Origin of the sequence: Paenibacillus antri (genome assembly GCF_005765165.1) — a bacterium.
Taxonomy (GTDB): Bacteria; Bacillota; Bacilli; order Paenibacillales; family YIM-B00363; genus Paenibacillus_AE; species Paenibacillus_AE antri.
Map to the genome: position 1 here is coordinate 425,271 of NZ_VCIW01000002.1, position 15,593 is coordinate 440,863.

10 protein-coding genes are annotated in these 15,593 nt (G+C 57.6%); 7 read left to right on the top strand and 3 right to left on the bottom strand.

The window, feature by feature from the left end; translation table 11 throughout:
- Positions 1 to 26 precede the first annotated feature (26 nt).
- From FE782_RS05110 to FE782_RS05135, 6 genes are all read left to right on the top strand, one after another.
- Positions 27 to 1,736 carry an extracellular solute-binding protein gene (locus FE782_RS05110; RefSeq protein ID WP_138192971.1) on the top strand — a complete coding sequence of 570 codons (1,710 nt, stop codon included), beginning with the start codon at positions 27 to 29 and terminating at the stop codon, positions 1,734 to 1,736.
- Between the two features lie 72 nt (positions 1,737 to 1,808).
- Positions 1,809 to 2,705, top strand: a complete 897-nt coding sequence (locus FE782_RS05115) for an ABC transporter permease (RefSeq protein ID WP_138192972.1) — start codon at positions 1,809 to 1,811, stop codon at positions 2,703 to 2,705.
- 13 nt (positions 2,706 to 2,718) lie between these two features.
- Positions 2,719 to 3,603, top strand: coding sequence for a carbohydrate ABC transporter permease (locus tag FE782_RS05120; RefSeq protein WP_138192973.1), 885 nt, complete (start codon positions 2,719 to 2,721; stop codon positions 3,601 to 3,603).
- 50 nt (positions 3,604 to 3,653) lie between these two features.
- Positions 3,654 to 5,474 (top strand): sensor histidine kinase, encoded by a 1,821-nt coding sequence (locus FE782_RS05125; protein WP_138192974.1) that lies wholly within the window; start codon positions 3,654 to 3,656, stop codon positions 5,472 to 5,474.
- A gap of 1 nt (position 5,475) precedes the next feature.
- Positions 5,476 to 7,140, top strand: coding sequence for a response regulator transcription factor (locus FE782_RS05130; RefSeq protein ID WP_138192975.1), 1,665 nt, complete (start codon positions 5,476 to 5,478; stop codon positions 7,138 to 7,140).
- A 4-nt stretch (positions 7,141 to 7,144) separates the two neighbouring features.
- On the top strand, positions 7,145 to 8,824 hold the full coding sequence (locus FE782_RS05135) for an extracellular solute-binding protein (RefSeq protein ID WP_138192976.1): 1,680 nt from the start codon (positions 7,145 to 7,147) through the stop codon (positions 8,822 to 8,824).
- A 66-nt stretch (positions 8,825 to 8,890) separates the two neighbouring features.
- Here the strand turns inward: FE782_RS05135 and FE782_RS05140 are convergent, their stop codons facing one another.
- The gene (locus FE782_RS05140) at positions 8,891 to 10,294 is read right to left on the bottom strand and encodes an extracellular solute-binding protein (RefSeq protein ID WP_138192977.1); all 1,404 of its coding nucleotides are present in this window, start codon (positions 10,292 to 10,294) and stop codon (positions 8,891 to 8,893) included.
- 270 nt (positions 10,295 to 10,564) lie between these two features.
- Between FE782_RS05140 and FE782_RS05145 the strand changes: the two genes are divergently transcribed.
- Complete coding sequence (locus FE782_RS05145; protein WP_138192978.1) at positions 10,565 to 13,900, top strand: hypothetical protein; 3,336 nt, start codon at positions 10,565 to 10,567, stop codon at positions 13,898 to 13,900.
- 160 nt (positions 13,901 to 14,060) lie between these two features.
- On the opposite strand, the gene FE782_RS05150 is transcribed toward FE782_RS05145, so the two are convergent.
- Both FE782_RS05150 and FE782_RS05155 read right to left on the bottom strand, forming a co-directional pair.
- Positions 14,061 to 14,822: an ABC transporter permease gene (locus FE782_RS05150; RefSeq protein WP_138192979.1), complete on the bottom strand. Its 762-nt coding sequence runs from the start codon at positions 14,820 to 14,822 to the stop codon at positions 14,061 to 14,063.
- 2 nt (positions 14,823 to 14,824) lie between these two features.
- Positions 14,825 to 15,583, bottom strand: coding sequence for an ABC transporter ATP-binding protein (locus tag FE782_RS05155; protein ID WP_138192980.1), 759 nt, complete (start codon positions 15,581 to 15,583; stop codon positions 14,825 to 14,827).
- Positions 15,584 to 15,593: the final 10 nt, after the last annotated feature.

A 15,593-nucleotide genomic window follows, 5' to 3' on the forward strand; every position in this document is an offset into this window, starting at 1 on the left:
AACCAACAAACAAGCGAGGGGAAACTATGAATTTCGAAAAGAAGAAGGGGCGGACCGCGCTCGCCTTGGCGTTGGCTGCATTCCTGGCGTTAAGCGCCTGCGGAAGCGCCGGGAACGACGACGCGACCGCGCCGGAGGGAACGAAGCAAAGCCAAGAACAAACGAGCGAAGGCGCCGGGAGCTCCGCCGAGAAACCGGCGGCGCCGGAAGGCCCGCTCGGCAAATACGATCCGCCGATCGAGGTGACGACGGTGCGGTTCGTCAATGCAAGCTTCAAATACGACGAAGGAAAGTCCATCGACGATAACATCTGGACCGACATCTTCAAGAACGAGTACGGCATCCACGTGAAAAACCTGTGGACGGTCGACGAATCGCAGTATCGGCAGAAGCTGAATATTTCGATCGCGTCGGGCGACATTCCGGACTTCATGCTCGTGAACAAGGAAGAACTGATGCGCCTTTACGAATCCGACCAACTGGAGGATATGAGCGGCGTTCTCGAATCGTACGGAAGCGATTACTTGAAGGAACTGCTGAACCAAGATAACGGCGCGGCGCTGCGGGCGGCTACGTTCGACGGCAAGCTGGTCGGCATTCCGCAGACGCAGGTGAACGGCGGCGTCAGCACGGGCGAGATGATCTATCTTCGCTACGACTGGCTGAAGAAGCTGAACCTGCCGGAGCCGAAGACGATCGACGACGTCGTGAAGATCGCGACCGCCTTCGCGAAGGACGATCCGGACGGCAACGGCGTCGCCGACACGTACGGTCTCGGCATGAATAAGGATTTGTTCCAGACGCACGGGACGGTGAAGGGCTTCCTGAACGGATTCGGCGCTTATCCGGATATGTGGCTGAAGGGCGCGGACGGCAAGCTCGTTCACGGCTCGATCCAGCCGGAGACGAAGACGGCGCTGCAGAAGCTGTCCGAGCTGTACGCGAACGGCGTCATCGACCGCGAGTTCGCCGTCAAGGACTGGAACAAGGTCGCGGAGGATGTCGCGGCGAACCGGCTCGGCCTCGCGTACGGAACCGTCTCGGACGGCGGTCACATTCACCGCGCGAATAAAGACAACAACCCGGACGCCGAGTGGAAAATTTATCCGATCGTCTCGCTTGACGGCAGTCCCGTGCATCCGCAGCTCGCGGATACGGCGAATAACTTCTACGTCGTGAAGAAGGGCGCGAAGCACCCGGAAGCGATAATCAAGCTGGCGAATATCTATCTGGAGCACTACTACTTGACGAGCTACGCGCCGGACCCGAACCCGTTCATCTCCAGAGACGGCGGCATCTTCCCGGGCAAATACCACCCGACGGTCATCGATCCGCTCAACGTCAACCTCGACGCCTTCCGGCTCGTGCAAGAAGCGTTGGCGTCGGGCGACGGCAGCCACCTCGGCTTCCCGGCGAACGTCCACTTCGATCGTCTGACGAAGTACGCGGCGGGCGACCAGGAGATGTGGTTCTCCACCATCGTCTTCGGGGCCGAAGGCTCCTACAGCGTCATCGACTATTACGATAAGAACAAGCTCGGCATATACAGCGAGTTCCAAGGCGCGGCGACGCCGACGATGACGGAGAAGATGTCCTCATTGAAGAAGTTCCAGGATGAAACGTTCACGAAGATCATTATGGGGCAGGCGTCGATCGACGAGTTCGACAAGTTCGTGGAAGAGTGGAAGAAGTTGGGCGGCGACAAAATTACCGAAGAAGTTAATGCAAGCTTATAGACGTAACAAAGCGCTCCATCGAGAAGGCGAAGCGATTCGCCTTCTCCTATCCTTTTCCCGGAGGAAACTTACATGCTTACGAAATGGCGGTTGGAGATGCCGCTGCATCTCATGCTGATTCCGGGCCTCGTCGCGATTCTGATCTTCAGCTACATTCCGATGGTCGGGGTCGTCATCGCGTTCCAGAAGTTCATGCCGGTCAAGGGGCTGTTCGGCTCGGAGTGGATCGGGCTCGACAACTTCCGGTATATGACGGAGCTCCCCGGATTTTACCGTATCGTGTGGAACACGATCTTCATCGCGACGATGAAAATCGTATCCGGACTCGTCGTACCCGTGACGATCGCGATATTGCTGAACGAAATCCGCAAGGAGTTTTACAAGCGTTCGATCCAAACGCTCATTTACTTGCCGTATTTCTTGTCTTGGGTCATCTTAAGCGGCATCTTGATCGATATTTTGTCGCCCAGCAAAGGGATCGTCAACCTGTTCATCCAATGGCTCGGCTTCGAGTCCCAGTTTTTCCTCGGGGACAATAAGTGGTTCCCGTACACGCTCGTCATCTCCAACGAATGGAAGGAGTTCGGCTTCAGCACGATCGTCTATTTGGCCGCGATCGCCGGCATCAATCCTTCGCTGTACGAAGCGGCGATCGTGGACGGCGCGAATCGCTGGAAGCAAATCTGGCATATTACGCTGCCCGGCATGACGCCGATCATCGTGTTGATGGCGACGCTCAGCATCGGCAGCATTCTGAACGCGGGCTTCGAGCAAGTGTTTAACTTGTACAGCCCGGTCGTATACGAGAGCGGGGACATTATCGACACGTTCGTCTACCGGATCGGCCTCGTCGAAGCGCAGTACGGTCTCGCTACGGCGGTGGGGCTGCTGAAATCGGTCGTCTCGCTCATTCTCATTTCGGTTTCTTATTTCCTGGCGTATCGTTTCGCCAACTACCGCATCTTCTAAGGGGGGACAACACATGGTCGGACGCGGCACTTGGTCTATGCGCATTTTCCAAATCATGAACTACAGCTTCCTCACTCTGTTGGCGATCGTCTGCGTCTTGCCGTTGATTCACCTGTTCGCCATCTCGTTAAGCTCCAACAGCGCGGCCACGGCGGGGGAGGTATTTCTCTGGCCGGTGGACTTTACGACGAAGTCGTACGAATTCGTGCTCTCGGAATCGGCGTTCATGAAGGCGATGGGCGTAACGCTGCTGCGCGTACTGCTCGGCGTCAGTCTCAATATGGCGCTGACGATTCTCGTGGCGTACCCGTTGTCGAAGGATGCGTCGGCGTTAACGGGGAGAACGGTCTACGTATGGATTTTCGTATTTACGATGTTATTCAGCGGCGGGATCATCCCGATGTATATGACGATGCGTCTGCTCGGGCTGCTCGATACGGTGTGGGTGCTCGTCCTTCACGCCGCGGTGCCGGTATTCAACGTCGTTATACTGCTCAACTTCTTCCGCAACCTGCCTAAGGAGTTGGAGGAAGCGGCGTTAATCGACGGCGCGGGCCATTGGCGGATCATGTGGAGCATCTTCGTCCCGTTGTCGGCGGCTTCGATCGCCACGGTCACGCTGTTCGCGATCGTGATGCATTGGAACTCTTGGTTCGACGGCATTCTATTCATGAACTCGCCGGACAATTATCCGCTTCAAAGCTATTTGTACACCGTCGTAGTAGGCATGCAAGCGATCATCAGCAGCTCGACCGATCTGGAATTGCTCGAGATGGTGTCGGACCGAACCGCGAAGGCGGCGCAGCTGTTCGTCGGCGCGCTCCCGGTGTTGATCGTTTATCCGTTTCTGCAGCGGCATTTTACGAAAGGGATTGTCCTCGGCAGTGTGAAGGAGTGATAATAGGGTAAGCCGCAAGTGGATATCAATCGCAAGTAAGGAGCACCGCCATGCGCTTCTTCGGAACGACCGGCAGAAGATTTTCGATCTTTACCAAGCTTGTTCTCGCCTTCCTCGTGGTGATCGCCCCGCTGTATGCGCTTGGGGCGTTCGTCAACGACCGGGGGGCGAAATTCGTCGAGCAAGAAATATCCGAGTCGCTGCGTCAGCAGGCCGAATTCTACTCGACGTCGCTGGAGACCGAATTCGAACGGATGATGGCGCTACAGCGCGAATTTATGGCCGACGAAGATTTGGGGTCGCTCTCCGTGCTCGAAGAGCGGCTGTCGACGTATGAACGGGTGATGGCGATGAGGCGGCTTCAAGCGCGTCTCAGCCTGATTAAGGAGTCCAGCCTCTACATCTCCAGAGCCAGAGCGTACATCCCGTCGATCGGGCGGATTATTTCCTCTAACGGAGGGGTCAATACGCTCGACCGGGTCCGGCTGGAGGAGCTCAAGTCGGATGCGATTCTTGCGTCTCTGCCCTTCGTCCATAAGGACGGGGAATTGTTCATTCGGGAATATTACCCGAGCCCGTTCAATTTGGATGTGCGCGATCCGAACTTCGTCCTGGAGCTGCAAGTGTCGGTGCCAGCGCTGTACCGGTTCCTCGAACAGCTGCCCGGTTACGAGAACGGCGGCGCGGTATTGGTGCAGGAGCGCGTCGCGATCGTCAGCGAGAAGCATGCGGCTTCCTATGATAAGATTAAAGATCAAGTGGAGGCGCAGCTCTCCCTGTGGGCGGAGCAGGACGCCGTCGTCGGCGGGCCGTCCGAAGCCAGAACGGCGACGCTGACGCTTCAGGATGAACATTACTTGACGGTGCGCGTCTACTCGCCGTCGATCCATTCGCATATGATCGTATACGTTCCGGAGCGAGAAGTCATGGGGCCGCTGCAGAAATACCGGACGTATATGTGGTTAATATCCGGCATCGCTCTGTCGGTCGTGCTCGTCTTCGCGTATTGGATTTACCGCGTCATTCACCGTCCGCTTCGGAAGATGGTCGGCGCGTTCCGCAAAGTCGAGCAGGGTAACCTGCAGGTCGACATCCGACACGAGAGCAACGACGAATTCCGCTATATGTACGAGAAGTTCAATTTTATGGTGGCCCACCTGAACAAGCTGATCTACGAGGTGTACGAACAGAAAATCCATCTGCAGCAATCCGAGCTGAAGCAGCTTCAGTCGCAGATCAACCCCCATTTTCTATATAACAGCTTCTATTTGCTGTATCGGATGACGAAGGCCCACGACGTGGAAAACGCGACCCGGTTCACCCGATTCCTGGGCGACTATTATCAATATCTCACGAGGAACGCGAAGGAAGAGGTTCGCCTCGAGGATGAAATCCGGCATGTGCGGGCGTATACGGAAATTCAATCGATCCGCTTCGCGGACCGTATCCGCGTGACGCTGGAGGATCCGCCGGCCGAGGCGCGCGCCGTCCCGGTGCCTCGCCTCATCCTGCAGCCGATCGTGGAGAACGCTTACCAGCATGGGTTCGACCTCGACTTGGACGATTGCCGTCTTCAGATCGGCTTCGCGCTCGAACGGTCGCCGGGGAACGAACCGCTGCTGTCCATCGTCGTCCGGGACAACGGAGCGGGCATGAGCGACGAGCAGTTCGAGGCGTGGCGGGAAGCGTTCCGGCTCGATCAGCCGATCCGCGAGGTGACCGGCATGCTGAACGTGCATCGGCGCTTGAAGTTGAAATACGGCGAACGCGCCGGCGTTCGACTCGCCTCCGGCGAGCCGGGATTGGTCGTCGTCATTACGCTTCCGGCGAACCTGCCGCCGGAGACGGGCGCACCGGAAGGAGGAGCCTGACATGCAGAAATTATTGATCGTCGACGATGAGCCGCTAGCAGTGAACTACTTGGTGGAGACGCTGCTCGAGACGCCGAATCTCCAACTCGACATCGCGAAGGCGTATTCGGGGAAGGAGGCACTCGCGAAGCTCGGTTCCGGCGGCGTGGACGTGCTGCTTACGGACATTCGCATGCCCGGCATGAACGGAATGGAGTTGGCCGACGAAATCTTGAAGCGATATCCGCGCTGTCGGGTCATCTTCCTGACGGGCTACAACGATTTCGAATATGTTCAGTCGGCGCTGCGCAAGGGCGGCGTCGACTATGTGCTCAAGACCGAAGGCGACGCCGTCATCGTCGCCGCGATCGAGAAGGCCGTCGCGGATATCGAAGCCGAGGTGAACGAGAAGCAAATTTTGCAGAAGGCGAGGCAGCAGGTGCACCTTGCGCTCCCGTCGCTTCGCCGGGATTACCTGGTCGAGTTTCTCCAAGGCGACGTCGACGGCGCGGCCGCCCGGCGGAAGCGGTTCGAGGAGCTGGACATCGATCTCGATCCGGGCGCGCCCGTGTTCGCGGCGCTCGGTCGGATCGACGAATGGGGCTCCTTCGCCGCGCCGGCGGACCGCGTGCTGCTGTTTTATTCCATCCATAATATCGCGGAGGAATACTTCAAACCGGCGGTGCGCATCGTCACGTTCCAATACGACCGGACGCGCACCGTCTGGCTCATTCAGCCGAAGGAAGGGGAATCCGCGGAATCGGCCCGCGGCGCGCAGGAGGTATGCGCCGATCGGATTCAAGCCGCCTGCAAGAGCTTGCTTAAGGTCCCCTTCTCCATCGCGTTGTCCGGCGAACCGGTCGCGTGGGAGAGCGTCTCCAGCCGAATCGAAGAGCTGAAGCTGCAGCTTACGTTCCGATTGGGCGCCGGCGAGGAGGTGCTCCTCACGGCTCTGCCCGGGGAGGAGCCGTCGCGCCGTTCGAGCCGGCTGCTCCACGAAATCGGCCGGCTCCGATCCAACATTCACAAGCTGGACTTGCTGGAATCGTATATGGACAACGGGATGAAGGGGTCGTTCGTTGACTTGTACGATGAGTTGTTCCAGGTGGACGAGACGCTGTTTTCCGATGAAGACGGGAAATGGCTCGGCCTCGAAGTATTTTCCCACATCTCGGCGTTCTTCCTGACGTATATGAACAAGCGGGAGCTGTTCGGGGCGATCGGAAAGCATGTCCATACCGAGAAAATCTACAACGCGGACCGTCATTCCGGACTCCACGGGATGATCGACTTCTTCGGGAAACTCGGGACCGCGATCGCCGAGCACAACGGACATCGGCAGAAGGAGCGCACCCACGATATCATCGACCGGGCGCATCGATACATCCATCAGTTTTTGCACGAGGAGCTGTCGCTCACGAAGCTGGCCGAAGTCGTGTATTTGAGTCCGCCTTACTTCTCCAGAATGTACAAACAGATCACGGGCCAAGGCTTGTTGGAGTATATCAACGAGACGAGAATTCAGAAGGCCAAGCTGCTGCTGAAGACGACGGAGAAGAAAATTCACGATATCGCCGCGGAGGTCGGCCTCGAATCGGCGCCGTACTTCACCCGGTTGTTCCGCAAGAAGGTCGGGGTAACGCCTCAGGAGTATAGGGAAAGCAGCAAAGGGATGGAGGCGCTGTAGGGTTATGAAGCGGATGACATTCGCCGCGGTCGCGCTGCTGCTCGCGTTATCCGCCTGCATCGGAGGGGAAAGCCCCGGCAATGAGAGGTCCGGCGATGCGGACTTGGATCGGGAGGAAAGCTTGTCCATGACGGATCCGCTATATCGATACGACCCGCCGATCGAGGTGTCGACCGTTCGCAGTACCGACCAAGCGATGAAATTCGTCGAAGGGGAATCGCTAGACGATAACATCTGGACGAGGATCTTCGAAGAACGGTACGGCATCCGAGTCCGTAATTTATGGATCGTCGATTCGCTGCAATATGCTCAGAAGCTGAACATCTCGATCGCGTCGGGAGAGCTGCCGGACTTCTTCCTCGCCTCGAAGGAGGAGATGAAGCGGCTGCACGAAGCCGGCCAGCTCGAGGACCTGTCCGGCTTGCTGCAACAGTACGGTAGTCCGTTTCTGAAAGAGCTGCTCCGGCAGGACGACGGCGTCAGCCTGCAGGCCGCGACGTTCGACGGCAAGCTGGCCGGACTGCCGAAGATGATGGTGAACGGCGGCGTCAGCACGGCGGAGATGCTGTGGGTGCGCGTCGATTGGCTAAAGAAGCTCGGCTTGCCCGAGCCGCGGACGATCGACGACGTCGTCGACATCGCGACGGCGTTCGCCAAGAACGATCCGGACGGGAACGGGATCGACGATACCTCGGGGCTTGGCGTCAACAACGAGTTGTTTCTGTATCACGGTTCGCTCAAAGGGTTTTTCAACGGCTTCGGCGCATACCCGGAAATCTGGATCGAGGATTCGGACGGTCGACTCGTCTTCGGGTCGATCCAACCGGAGATGAAGACGGCGCTGGCCCGCCTCCGGAACATGTACGCGGCGGGAGTCATCGATCCGGAGTTCGCGGTCAAGCCTTGGACGAAGCTGACGGAGGAGATCGCGTCGGGCAAGCTCGGATTGGCTTACGGCTCCGTCTCGGACGGAGGCTACATCCATAAGGTGAACGTCGACAACGACCCGAATGCGGAGTGGAAACCGTATCCGATCGCTTCCGCCGACGGGGCTCCCGCGAAGCCGCAGCTTATGGACGCCGCGGACAGCTTCTACGTCGTTAAGAAGGGAGCGCGGCATCCGGAGGCGATGATCAAGCTGGCGAACATCTATCTTCGGCACTTCTACGAGATCAATTACGCGCCGGAGCCGAACCCGTTCGTCTCCAGCCCCGACGGCATCTTCCCGGGCCGGTACCAACCGGTCACGATCGACCCGCTCACGGTGAACTTGGAAGCGTATCGGCAGGTACAAGAGGCCTTGTCTTCGGGAGAAGGCGACGGGCTCCCGTTTCCGGCCAGTCTGCATTACGACCGGCTGACGCAATACTTCGCCGGCGACCGAGACATGTGGTTTTCCTCGGCAGTCTTCGGGCCCGAGGGCTCGTACAGCGTGATCGACGCGTACGACAATAGCGGAGGGGGGCGCTTCAACGCTTTCCAAGGCGCGGCGACGCCGACGATGGTCGAGCGCTTGGCGCCCTTGCTTCGGCTGCAAGACGAAACCTTCACGCGGATCATCATGGGCGAGGGACCTCTCGAACAATTCGACCGATACGTCGAGGAGTGGCGCCGCTTCGGGGGAGACCGGATGACGGAGGAAGTGAACCGTTGGGCCTCGCAACCGCATAACAACGATCGGTAACAAGCAAGGTGCCGCCCCCAGCTCGAGATGACGGGGAACAGCACCTTGTTTTGCGTCTTCATAGGTTTACTTCGCCGGCGCGAATCCGCCGATCGCGGACAATTGGGAGATCGTCGTCTCGATGCTCTGCAAGCCCATCCAATACATGTTCATGGCGGCCAACAATCGTTCGCGATCGCCGGCTCGGAGCTCTAGATCGTATAACTGGGCATACGTATGGACGATGTCGCGATACATCCCGAACCGAGACGGACGATAGCCGGCTTCTTCGCCTTCCCATTCCGCCGCCTGGCGCAGGGCGGGAATGCTGTACGTATGCCTTCGGATGTGCAGCTGCGATTCGAAAGACGAGACGAAATCGATGAACGCGCGTCCCGCCTCCTTCTGCTTCGATCGCCGATTGAGCGCCAGCCCGATCGTCAGCAGAAGCGTCTTGGGCGTATGAACGTACGGCAGCGGGGCGATGTCGAACGTAAGGTCCGCGTTCCGCATTCGATTCAAGTTAAAATACGATGTCATCATCACGGATACCTTCTGCTGCGCGAACAGCCGCTCGACGCCGAAGTCGTTCTCGGACAGCAGAACGGAGAACATCTTCTGCCTGTGTATCAGGTCGTAGCACGTTTGAATGCTGTCGAGAATCGGAGCGCAGGACCAATCGAGCTTGCCGGAGCGCTGCGCCGCGAAGTCGACCCCGCTCTGTAGAATGAAGATCGGCCAACGGTTCGACGTGCTCGGGTAAAAGTAAAACGGAAGGATGACGTCCCCGTGTTCGCTCTCCAGCAGCTCCAAACATTCCATGAATTCCGACCATGTCCAATCCATCGGCGGCTCGGGAACGCCTCGTTCGGCGAAATGCCGCTTGTTATAACATAAGACGACCGGCGAGAAAATGATCGGCTTCACCAGCAACCGGCCGTTCGCCCGGTACGGATCCGATAAATACGGATAGAGGCCGTCGTCTTCCTCGAGCGGCTCGAACCGGTCTTCGAGATCGTCGTCGGCGTCGAAAAATTGGCGGAAGTGAATCTGATTGATCGCGATGACGTCCACGATTTCGTTCTTGAGGTAGTAGTCCGCGACGTCGAAGTAATTGGACAGCTGCAGCGGCACGAGCTTCACGCGAATGTGCGGATATCGCAGCTGAAAGCGTTCGGTCAAGCGGTTCAAGTCGACGTCGTCGACGAGCGTGGGATAATATCCGACCGAGATCGATACCGCCTTGTGTTCCCGCGTATCCGTCACGCGAATGCCGACGCGCGGGATGCGTTCGATCAGCGATTCGGCGACCAGTTCGTCCAATCCCTTCTGCACGGAATTAATGCTGAGGCGGTATTGCTTGCTTAGCTGATTGATGGAAGGGATGAAGGTCCCGCTTTGAAGTTTCCCCGACACGATATCGTTCCGCAAGGCGCCGATCATCTCGTCCATGCGTTCGCGGAACGTCGTGCGACTCGGCTTATTCTCCACTAGGCGACTCTCCTCTCTCCCTTATTTTTCTATCTCTTGTTATTTTAGCTCAGCAATAAAAAAAGACAACACAAAACCAGGCAAACGATACGTCGGCCATATTGACAGGCAGATGGGTGAATAATACAATAACCCGTAGATGTGATATAGATATGATACAGAAAATGGAGGTAGATGCCAAGGGGAATCGGAACGTTGCTGCTCTTTTTTTGCCATTACATGTCAGAAAATTATTGCAATTCTTATAACGACGAACGGGGAGTGAAACGATTGAGGCGCAAAAGCATTCGATTACTGGCCCTCTTCACGATTTGTTTTTGTTTACTTGCGCAAACGCTTCCGACGCAACATCAGGTCGCCGAAGCCGCGGACGTCTTCGGCGCGACGTTGACGAACCCGGGCTTCGAGCTGGAATCGACCGAAGGAGCGGTTCCGGGCTGGACCGTCGATTCGGCGACGGCCGCGTACGGAACGACGGTCGTCAGCGACGTGTACGCAAGGACGGGAAGCCATAGCTTACTGTTTCACGATCGGACGGCCGGGGCGTCGCCTATAGGCAGCTATCGCGTGTTGAGCGAGCCGCTTGCGGCCGGCGCGGGCGATACCGTCTCGTTCGGCATCTATATTTACAAGGCAGCCGCCGCGGATCAATCGCACGGCGTGCAGCCGGTCATACACTTCTACAACGCGGCAGGCACGCAAATCGGCCTGAACGCTTTCACGAACTATGGGAAGGACGCCGTTCCCGTCGGTACGTGGTTCCAAGCGACCGTGTCGATGAAGGCGCCGGCCGGCACGGCTTCCTTCAAGGTGGGGCTGTATTCCGGCTTCCCGAGCCTGACGAAGGTATACATGGACGATGCGAGCGTTACGGTCGTCCCGGCTGAGACGCCGTTGCCGACAAGCGTTCAGAACCCTAGCTTCGAAGCCGACTTGGTCGGCGGCGCGATTCCGGGCTGGAGCCTGGGCGCGCTGACGACGGGAACGTTGGAGCGCAGCGATGCGGCGGCGCTTACGGGAACGTACAGCTTGTATTTCAAGGACTCGTCTACGACCGCTTGGACGCGCGCCATGAGCGACAAGGTGGCGGTCACGGCCGGAGAGACGATCGTCGTCTCGGCGAACGCGTACGTGTTGTCGCAGACGCACAACATCGTCTTGCAGGTGTATTATTACGGCGCGAACAACGCGCAGGTCGGCGCGAACGAGACGTTGTTCTCCAGCAATTCGCTCGGTACGCGGAAGTGGTCCGCCATGAGAGTGCTGTCCAAGGTGCCGGCGGGCGCCGTGTCCGCGAGAGTAGGGCTCAGCTCCGGCGAGCCGAGCTTGACCGAAGCGTACTTCGACGATGTCGCGATTACGGTCCAGCCGCCGGAGGTTCCGCTCGATCGCACGTATCAAGCGCCGATCTCCCTCGGGGACATGGTGAAGGTCAACCTGGGGCAGGCGGGCGCGATTCAGACGAACGCGGCCGGGGAGAACGAAGCTTACTTCGTTACGAACGGAAGTCCCGGAACGTTCTTCGCCGTCGACGGCGAGACGGGCGAGCTGAAGTTCCAGGAAGTCATCCCGGGCACGATCGCCACCTGGGCGATGACGATCGGTCCGGATAAGAACGTCTACTTCTCGGGTACGGAAACCGGCAACCTGTATCGTTATTTGCCTCTCGAGAAACGGGTGGAAAATCTCGGCTACAATCAAACAGACAACTGGGTTTGGGAGCTTACGACGATCGGCGACAAAATGTACGGCGGTACCTTCAACACGACGTCGTACGGTAAAGTGTTCGAGTATGACTTTACGACCGGCGCATTCCGCAATTACGGTACGGTCGAGAACGGACAGCAATACGTTCGCGGCATCGCAGTAGACGATCAGTACATTTATGCCGCGCTCGGCGCGACGATGCGGCTGTACAAGATCGACCGCGTCACCGGCGAGAAGACGGAAATCGACGTGCCGGGCTATTCCGGCAAAGCCGGCATCATGGCGGACGTGTTCGTCCTGAACGGCAAGCTGTTCGTGTCGGTGAGCACGGTGAACATGGTCGTCATCGACATCGCGTCCGGCGAGGTCGAAGGTACGTTCCAGCATAGCGCGATGATTTCCGAGCCGTCGCCGGACGATCCGAACGCGATCTACTACAAATACCTCACCAAATTTTACAAGTACGATATCGCCGCAAAGCAGCAAACCGAAATCGTACTCCCCTACGAGCTGCCGGATACGGCGCGCGTGAAGGATTACGCGTGGATCGAGATGCGAAGCGGGGAGAAAGCCGGTCAAACCGTGCTGGCCCTGATCACCCAATACGGGGAGTATATTCTCATCGATCCGAAAGACAAGTGGATGTCTTTCGTCGAGCTGGAGATCGGAGCGCAGCCGGTCGGCATCCAATCGCTCAAGACCGGCTTCGACGGAAGAATTTACATGGGCGGCTATCAGCGGGGCATGAGCATCTATAACCCGTTCACGAACAATATCGATGTAAATATTTCCTCCTTCGCGCAGCCGGAGGGCATCGGCTTCATGAACGGCAAAGTGTACTACGGTACGTACGTCGGGGCGATCATGTACGACTACGACCCGACGAAGGAAATCGCGCTGAATCAGAACCCGAGGCCGGTATTCGACATCGAGCATCAAGACCGCCCGTTCGTCATTACGTCGGGAGACGACAAGCTGTTCGTCGGCACGGTGCCGGATTACGGCTTCCTCGGCGGCGCGCTCGCCGTGTACGACGAAGCGACGAACGTATGGAAGCAGTTCGATCACGAGGAGCTGGTCGCGAACCAAAGCATTATCGGTCTCGCCTACAAGGACGGATTGCTATACGGCAGTACGACCGTGTGGGGCGGCCTCGGGAAGGATCCTTCCGAGCAAGAGGCGAAAATTTTCGTATGGGACGTCGAAAACGAGCGGAAGATCGACGAGTTTACGCTCGACGATCTGGAGATCGACGAAGCGCCGCGCATGATCGGCTCGATCGCCTTCGGTCCCGACGGCTTGTTATGGGGCGTCGTGGACGGAACCATTTTCGCAATGGACGCGTCTACGAAAGAGATCGTGAAAAGCAAACAGATCGGCCCAAGCTTGTACAACTCCAGCAAGTGGCTGCCGTACGAGCTCGAGTGGGGGCCAGACGGCATGCTGTATACGACCTTGTCGAGGAAGCTGATCGCGATCGATCCCGAGACGCTCCGATACAAGGAACTGTACGGCGGCTTCGTCAACCTGATGACGCTCGGCGTCGACGGCAGCATCTACTTTGCGCCGGAGGCCGGTTCGAAGCTGTCCCGCATCGCCGTGCCGGAGACGGACGCGACGCTCGCCTCGATCGCGATCGGCGGCCGGCCGCTTGCGGGCTTCTCGCCGGGGGTTCGGAACTACAAGACGTCGATGCTGCCGATGGCGGACATCGCTGCCGTTCCGACGCAGCCGGGCGCAACGGTGTACGTAGAGGATCTGCGTCCGAAAGAATGGAAAGCGATCGTCCATGTGACGGGGACGGACGGGAAATCGAAGCAGACTTATACGATCGAAGTCGATAAACCTGGGAGAGACGATCCGGGCAAACCTAGTCAACCGGGGAATCCGAACCGGTAACGGGGAAGCGGAGCCGTCTCTGCGGAGACTGCCGTGCAGTGAAAATAAAGGATAGAATTGATGCGTCGAAATGTTAGACCGGCTTGAACAAACAAACAGCGGTAGCCTTGGACAGAAAAATAAAGTCCTGGACTACCGCTGTATATACGATGAGCAAAACTTAAGCTGCTTTCCGTTGGTATGCGCGCACCGCAAATAGATATGCGACGATCGATATCCCTAAGCACCACGCGAGAGCGACCCAAATATCATTGCCTACCGGTTGACTTGACAACAGAGCGCGGATGGTTTCTACGATCGAGGTCACCGGCTGATTTTCGGCAAAGGCGCGCACGACTGACGGCATCGTTTCGGTCGGCACAAAGGCCGAACTGATAAACGGCAGGAAGATTAACGGATAGGAAAACGCGCTGGCCCCTTCCACCGATTTCGCGGACAGTCCGGCAATCGCCGCGACCCAAGTCAAAGCCAGCGTAAACAGTACGAGTATACCGGCCACGGCAAGCCAAGACAGAACCCCCGCCGACGAGCGAAAGCCCATAATGAGCGCTGCGAGAATGATGACGATAACGGAAAGGAGGTTGGATACCACCGAGGTTAGCACGTGCCCCCACAGCAAGGAGGAACGCGCAATCGGCATGGAGTGGAACCGCTCAATGATGCCCCGTTGCTTATCCAAAAACAGGCGGTAAGCCGTATAGGATATGCCGCTTGCAATCGCAATCAGCAGGATACCGGGCAGCAGGTAGTTCACATAGTTATCCATACCGCTTTGGATCGCGCCGCCGAATACATAGACGAACAGCAGCATCATCGCAATCGGAGTGATGCAAACCGTGATGATGGTGTCCATGCTTCGTAAAATATGGCGCATGGAACGTCCAAGCATCACGCTCATGTCGCTGAAAAAAAACTCATTCATTGTTATTTTCCCTCCTTTTTGCCAATGATTGCGAGGAATATCTCCTCCAACGAAGGTTGTTTTTCCACGTACTCCGTCTTTGCGGGCGGGAACAGCTTTTTCAGTTCCTCAAGCGTGCCTTCGGCAATAATCTTGCCCTTGTGCAAAATGGCGATTCGATCGGCAAGTTGTTCGGCCTCATCCAAATATTGAGTGGTCAGGAATACCGTTGTGCCGCCTTCGGCAAGCTCCTTGACAATCTTCCAAGCCTCGATGCGCCCCTCGGGGTCAAGGCCTGTGGTCGGCTCGTCGAGGAAGATGAGCTGCGGATTTCCGATCAGGCTCATGGCAATGTCGAGCCTCCGGCGCATACCGCCCGAATAGGTGGACACCTTGCGGTCGGCGGCGTCGTTCAAGTCAAAGCGATTCAGTAAATCATCCGCGATATGACGCGGATGATTAAGATGGCGCAGTTTGGCGATCATAATCAGATTTTCCCGCCCGGTCAATATTTCGTCCACGGCGGCAAATTGTCCGGTCAGACTGATCGCCTGCCGCACTTTCTCGGGTTTTGTCGCGACATCGAATCCGTTTACGGTGGCGGTGCCTCCGTCCTGTTTGAGCAGCGTTGTGAGGATTCTGACAATCGTCGTCTTACCCGCGCCGTTGGAGCCAAGCAGGGCGAAGATCTCGCCTCGCTTCACTTCGAAATCGACGCCCTTTAGGACTTCTGTGTCCTTGAAAGACTTTCGCAGACCCTTCACTTCAATCGCTTCTTCCATCCCGACATCC

Excerpts from the sequence above, each read along its gene's own strand:
- FE782_RS05125 (WP_138192974.1), top strand. The coding sequence starts at position 3,654 with ATGCGCTTCTTCGGAACGACCGGCAGAAGATTTTCGATCTTTACCAAG.
- FE782_RS05115 (WP_138192972.1), top strand. The coding sequence starts at position 1,809 with ATGCTTACGAAATGGCGGTTGGAGATGCCGCTGCATCTCATGCTGATT.
- FE782_RS05155 (WP_138192980.1), bottom strand. The coding sequence starts at position 15,583 with ATGGAAGAAGCGATTGAAGTGAAGGGTCTGCGAAAGTCTTTCAAGGAC.
- FE782_RS05150 (WP_138192979.1), bottom strand. The coding sequence starts at position 14,822 with ATGAATGAGTTTTTTTTCAGCGACATGAGCGTGATGCTTGGACGTTCC.
- FE782_RS05135 (WP_138192976.1), top strand. The coding sequence starts at position 7,145 with ATGAAGCGGATGACATTCGCCGCGGTCGCGCTGCTGCTCGCGTTATCC.
- FE782_RS05110 (WP_138192971.1), top strand. The coding sequence starts at position 27 with ATGAATTTCGAAAAGAAGAAGGGGCGGACCGCGCTCGCCTTGGCGTTG.
- FE782_RS05120 (WP_138192973.1), top strand. The coding sequence starts at position 2,719 with ATGGTCGGACGCGGCACTTGGTCTATGCGCATTTTCCAAATCATGAAC.
- FE782_RS05130 (WP_138192975.1), top strand. The coding sequence starts at position 5,476 with ATGCAGAAATTATTGATCGTCGACGATGAGCCGCTAGCAGTGAACTAC.